Consider the following 5,216-nt stretch of genomic DNA (forward strand, 5'->3'; position numbering starts at 1 on the left):
ACGCCGATACCATCATTAAACAACGACTCGCCTGCGATGACGGTCTCTAAGCTTTTTGGGGCGCCAGCGGATGATAAGATGCCCATCACCGCGATAGGGTCGGTCGGCGAGATTAAAGCGCCAAACAACAAACACCAAAGAAACGGCAAGCCAAATCCAAAGAAGGGCAACATAAGATAGAGCGCAGTGGCGATTAGCAGGGCTGAGACTAGGGTACCCACGCAGGCGAGAATACCAATGGGCAGTCGATAGCGTTTTAAGTCACTGATATTGACATGCAGCGCCCCTGCAAATAAAAGCATCGAGAGCATGCCGTCCAATAGCACTTCGGTAAAATCTAGCTGCTCTAGTAAGCTCACCTCATAATCAATGAGCTGGTCGAACCCCAAAAACCCCAAAAAAATCGCACCGATAGATAGGACAATCGAGATGACCATGACTCCAATGGTCGTGGGCAGACCGATAAAGCGATGATTGACATAGGTCAGCAGGGCAGTAATCGATAAAAAGATAGCGCTGATTTCAAGTATGGTCAGGCTGGTTGCAGATGCCATAAAACAGGTCTCTTATGAGTGATAAGTAGTAAAAGTAATCAGTACAAATTATTTAGTGTGCGCCTGCAGACTTTGGCGAATGCTGGCGGCAAAGTCACTGACATAGTAAAAGTGTTGGTGCTGCGAGTTTTTATCAATAATAAAGGCTTTGGCTTGCTGACACATCGCGCTTAGGTCATCGATAAGCTCTTGGTAGCTTAGGTTTTCTTCTCCTGCGCGCTCAATTAGCTGTAGCTCATGCAGCAAGGTCTGCTGCTGTGCTTGATTGATACAGGTATAGTTGAGATTGACCATCGCTTGACACAGCGCCTTTAGGACCATGGCATCAGCTGCGGCATAGCGCCGAATCTCTCCAAGTGAGGTATTGATGAATTCTGATATTTTGGGCGTATCAGTCACCACGGCCAAGATAGCCACGCGCTGCTGCGCCACCACTTGTTTTGGTATGGCGGTATACGGCGGTTTGTCACGGTGCTCGGCAGGTACATAAAAATGATAGGGGCTAGGCGGCTGACGACGCATCATAATGCTCAGGCAACTGGTGAGCGATTGTACGCAGTTGACGGCTGTTTTTGGGTCATTGATCCCAGGTGAGAGGGCGCGCACCGCAATCTCGGTCATCTGCCCCAGACTATAGGCAATATCATTGGAGTGTGCCAGTCGCTGCTCGATACGAATACAACCGGCAAAGCGCTGCCAAAACATACCATCAGGGGCACGTGGCACCACGGCCAGCTGCGGCGTTGCGGTTTTTTGCCGATTATTGGGATGGTCTGTCGGACGTTGATAAAAATGCCCAATGACGTTTTTGTCAGTGACATAATCACCGAGGTTACTCTGTAGATGCACCACGCCGCCATACTCTTGAGTCAGGGTGATTAATGACTCCAAATAAATGTGCTGCAGGTAGCCGGATTGCGGCGGATAAATCGGCGTTGCCTGCCACTGGTGAAACTGCTCGACATCGTGCTGCTCGACATCGCGCTGATGCTGAATATCACAATAATCGCCATACCAGTAGTGAATATTATTAATGGCATCGTTGCTGGCGTTTTGAATGACGTGCGAGGCCTGAATAGCGTGGACCATATGCTGGACAAAATAGACCAATAACAGCGCACAGATGATCGCCATGATAATCCCAAAGGTCACCGCCAGTTGCGGTACGCCAAAGGCCACATCATACTTATGAATCGACTTGAGTACCAACAAGCTATAGCTAAAGGTACCAATAAACGCCCCTAAGACAAACTGGTTTGGTGTGTCTGTCAAAAAGTTGCGTAATAGCCGTGGGCCAAACTGGGAGGAGGCCATCGAAAGGACGGCGATAGTAATTGAGAACGTCGTACCAGCAACGCCCAACACCGCACCAGCAATCGAGGTCATGATGGCGCGCGCCGCATCGTCATCACCCGTAAAAGCAAAGGTAATCTCTCGAACGGTCTCGCGGTCAAAGTGCTGATCTATCGTCACCAATACTGGCGCCAGTAAGATGCCGGCGATGACGCAAGCAGTCGGAATAAACCAATAAGAGCCGATCAACTCCTGCCACAAGTTTCTTAAACGATCGGGCAGGTCAGCCAATGTCTGTAACGACCAAAGCTGCGAAAACGCCTTCATCCTCTGCCCTGAAAATAAGAGTAGTCGTTTAAAAAAGCCATTTTCAGGGTGTTTGTCCAATGTTCGCGCTCCAAAAATGACTGACGAGATCGTATATAGTGAATCTATTTTAAAACAGGTATCGTCCTACAGGGATTCATTGTCTTTGCTTGCTGCGTCTACGCCTTATAGCCGGTTCAAAATAAAATGGTGATGAATTTAAGCGTAACGCTGGAGTAATCTTTTGACTATTTATTACCTTATCATATAAATAATAACGATGAAAAATTTAGTAAAAATAAGCCCCTATCATAGGAGCTTATTTTTATCATTATTAGGTATTTTCAATTAGCTGATGAGACTATAAAACCAAGTGCTTATCGCGTTGCTTACTTTTGCTAGTGTAGAGGGTTGCTGATGATTACTATTGGTGCTTGCCAACTGCATTTGCATGGTGTCTGTCGTCACTGCTTGTTTTTGCATACTCTCTATTATCAGCGGTAGATTTTTGCCAGCGCTAGATAATATCAAACTCGAGTTTTGCGTGAGCATCGTCCATCTTTGGTTGCCGCCACCTGTACAGCTATAGCGAATGAGTCGAGCGCGATTATTACTCATATAGCCATTTTCTAAGTCAAAGCATTGATTGCCTTGCTTGATGGCGTTGGCGAATACATCCATTTGCCAAACTTGCGAGCTTGCTTGATCATCACAAGGGGCTAGGTTAATGACATTGCCACCTTGCGGCATTAGGCACTGATCTAGTGCCATTTTATTGTGGATACGACCTTTGCTGTCTTGAATCCATTGCTCAGAGTCATCTCCTGTGCAAGCACTTGGTCCGCTGATAAAAGTATTGAGCTTACCATCTTCTAATGTCTCGACCTTAAGACAGTTGTTACCATTCATGAGCGGGCTGACATTTGCTAGAGGCTGATCATCTTGCAGTTCTAATTCGTTGACAAACTTATGAAAGGCAGTGATGACCTCCGGCCCGCCCTCGACTAAATCAGTGTGATACACATCGACCCAACGATTTAGGCGATGCATGGTCTGTTGCTGCTGCTCATAACGCTCGAGTACCTGAAAGGCAAGCGGGCTGAGTGCTTGACTGAGCGCATCACGATCATCTTTATAAGAGTGGTATATCAGCTCACCCTCGGCGTCCAAATTGATAGTCGGGTTGGCCGATTGATCGATAAGTTGCCGCGCTAATAGTGGTAATTCGATTTTTCTTAAGGCGCTAAAGCCATGCTCTTTGCCAAAGGTAACGGCTGGCTTAATGGTATCGCTATAGGGACCAATAGCGGTTGATGATAATAATACTTGTGCTTCGTTGGCTTTTTTACAATACAAATCGACCTTGTTAGGGTTTTCAGAAATCGCTAAATTGACGTGAAATTTATTGGCATTGCTATTGCCATTCATGCGATGAGGAGCAAGGGCAATGTTATTGACCATGTTGTTACTGTAAGTAACGGTTAGCCAGCAGCTAGCGACGTTAGCTGAACTACTCGCCACCGGTAAGTCAAAGACGTTACCCCAGTTACCACGCGCTGCTGGATAGATAATACCCTTTTGGGTGACAGGGTCATAACCGCCTAAAATAGTATAAACAGGCACGCCTTGCAAACGCGGTCTTAAATAGTTGCCATCGGCGCTGTTGTACCAAACATTATTAGATCGTGGTACTTTTGGTTGTGCGATCTGCATTCTTTGACGCTCAGCATCCCATTTTTTATAGCCCGTCGGTGAGTCACTGGCAAACATATAACGATCAAATGCTGGCTGGATTTTGGTTTTTGTACTATAGCCGGTGTAATGAGTATAGCGCGAGATGTCACTGTTATTAGAGCCACCAGACATGGCGTCACGACCATAGCTGTATTGAGCTAAGAAAGTAGGTGAGTCTTCAGTACCGGCACCGACGTCTTTTCGCCACCATTCAAAGTTACCACGCATTCTATTTCTAAGGGGCATGTAACCCCAACCACTATCGGCATGGTGCTCTGACCAGAATTTTTTATCACCGACTTTACCTGGATAATGCCCCAATCCATAATGATGGCCAATTTCATGACTAAACTCATTACCGACCGAGTCAATCAAAGTCAGCATACCATTGCCACCGCTTAAGCCGTGGTTAAATGTACCGTTGGCGTATTTGCCACGGGCATGGTGTGCATTGACATTTTGGGTGAGCTGCGGCTGCTCTTGGCTTAACATCGATGCGCTAGTGACGCCCCAGTTGGCAAGGTTAATACCGACGCCAAAGGTTGATTTGCCTGTGTTTTCGCGCATATCACCGCTGTATACGCTGCCATCTGAGCTGCTACCTGAAGCCGTATCATAAATAGTACCGTTCGCTACCATCACCCGATCAAGCACGACGTCATCGTATTTGGCGACGGTCATCTTTGCTGCTGGAATGGTCTGGAAATAATCTGTGCCCGCCTTTTCTGGCTGTAGCAGCATATAATGACCATTGTTGTTTACAGTCACTGGGCTCAAAAGACCAAGACGGATATTGGTTAAGACCAGCTCACCTGGCGCCGCAAAGTCTATTTTATTTTCTAGTAATTCACCGCTACGATTTTGTTCATCGACAATGCGAATCTTAAGGCCGCTTTGTACTTCATCCCAGTTGAGTTTGGTTGACCAAGCGCGCTTACTATAGGCGACCCGTGGTCTATCATCGCTGTTGTTTTGGTCAGATGGTGGGATTTGGGTCGGGTCGTCTAAATTGACCCTGCGTAATAACAGACCATCTTGATGAATCTCAGCAACCAGTTGATTGACTGCTCCCATCTCAAGCGTAGGCGTAACCAGTAATAACGCCTCTTTTTCTGCAGTTAAGCGTGGCATGTTTTTTGCTTCGTTGCCCTGAGGATCTACCGTATGATTCTGCCCAAATTGAATCATGGCTTGAAAAGAGCCAGTCAAGTCAGAACGGATCTCTCGTGTTTCACCGGCACCGTCATAGTCAAAGAAGCCTAATTGATAATAATCAGCACGGTCTTTTTGTGGTTCTGGATATTTGATCGGCGTACTTGGCTCCAGCGG

The 5,216-nt window shown here is 46.8% G+C and carries 3 protein-coding genes; all 3 read right to left on the bottom strand.

All coding sequences use genetic code 11. The annotated features are described in order from the left end of the window. On the bottom strand, positions 1-554 hold a 554-nt coding region (locus tag NK638_RS11810; protein ID WP_274633159.1), incomplete at its 3' end, for a cation:proton antiporter domain-containing protein. A gap of 48 nt (positions 555-602) precedes the next feature. Further along, positions 603-2,174, bottom strand: a complete 1,572-nt coding sequence (locus NK638_RS11815; protein WP_274633160.1) for a DUF2254 domain-containing protein — start codon at positions 2,172-2,174, stop codon at positions 603-605. 327 nt (positions 2,175-2,501) lie between these two features. Next, a partial coding sequence (locus NK638_RS11820; protein ID WP_274633161.1) for a M66 family metalloprotease occupies positions 2,502-5,216 on the bottom strand: 2,715 nt, incomplete at its 5' end.

The sequence above is a fragment of the Psychrobacter sp. A3 genome, from assembly GCF_028823565.1.
GTDB lineage: Bacteria > Pseudomonadota > Gammaproteobacteria > Pseudomonadales > Moraxellaceae > Psychrobacter > Psychrobacter celer.